Below are 1,040 nucleotides of genomic sequence, written 5' to 3'. Positions count from 1 at the left end.
TTTTGGCGTTTAGTAGGATGAATCGCTTTATCGAGCTCTTCAGCAGAGAGTGTATTCGAAACAGTGTCACTGTTCGGCTTTCCCTTCTGACTCATACCTTTATCACGTTTTTGACTCATAGTATCATCTCCTTAAGCATTCAGATTAGTCTTAGAATGCTCGGGGGTAAAGGGGGATATTCATCCAAACTTATTTGTTGAGATCGTAAAGCCGGTAATACCCGCTTTCAATCGGACGGCTGATGTGTGGCTTCACTACATCGATCGCCTGCGAAAGCTTTTCTAAGTCGATACCGGTTGACACACCCATTTCTTCAGCCAGGAACACTACGTCTTCCGTTGCCACATTCCCTGTAGCCCCCGGGGCAAACGGACATCCTCCAAGTCCGCCGGCTGATGTGTCGAACCGGTCCACTCCAGCCTGCATGGAAGCGAGGATATTGGCAAGAGCCATCTTCCTAGTGTCATGGAAATGGGCAGTAATGAGTGTGTCAGGAAGTTCTTCTTTTAGTAGAGTGAATAAATTATACGCTTCAAGAGGATTTGCACGCCCGACAGTATCCGCAACACTTAACTCGTCTGCTCCCATTTCAACGAACTTTTTACAAAGTGAAAGTGAATCCCCGGGATCGATTTTTCCTTCATAAGGACAATAAAAAGCGGTTGAAATACAGGCTCTGACAAAATATCCCCGCTCCTTTAACTGAGTAATGAGCGGTTCAAGATCTGAGAGCGCGTCTTCTGTTGTTTTATTGATATTCCTTTGGTTGAACGTGCTGCTGACCCCTACAAATACAGCTACTGCCCTGCAGCCTGTTTCATATACGCGCTTGAGCCCCTTTTCATTTGGTGCAAGGACGAAATCACGCGAGTCATTTGTTAAGCAAGAGTCGACGATATCACTGGCATCCTGCATTTGCGGCACCCACTTTGGTGATACAAAAGAGGTCAGTTCCATTTCCTTAATGCCTGATTCCTTCAGGCGCAAGATAAATTCTTTCTTCGTGTCAGTTGGAACAAAATTCTTTTCATTTTGCAAGC

At 45.6% G+C, this 1,040-nt stretch carries 1 protein-coding gene; it reads right to left on the bottom strand.

Going from position 1 to position 1,040, the window contains the following annotated elements; all coding sequences use genetic code 11:
- Positions 1 to 189 precede the first annotated feature (189 nt).
- Positions 190 to 1,038 (bottom strand): hydroxymethylglutaryl-CoA lyase, encoded by an 849-nt coding sequence (locus tag HP456_RS24280; RefSeq protein ID WP_246289419.1) that lies wholly within the window; start codon positions 1,036 to 1,038, stop codon positions 190 to 192.
- Between the last annotated feature and the right edge of the window lie 2 nt (positions 1,039 to 1,040).

This window comes from Bacillus haikouensis (assembly GCF_013179555.1).
GTDB lineage: Bacteria > Bacillota > Bacilli > Bacillales > Bacillaceae_B > Rossellomorea > Rossellomorea haikouensis_A.
This window is presented reverse-complemented; position numbering and strand designations above follow the sequence as displayed.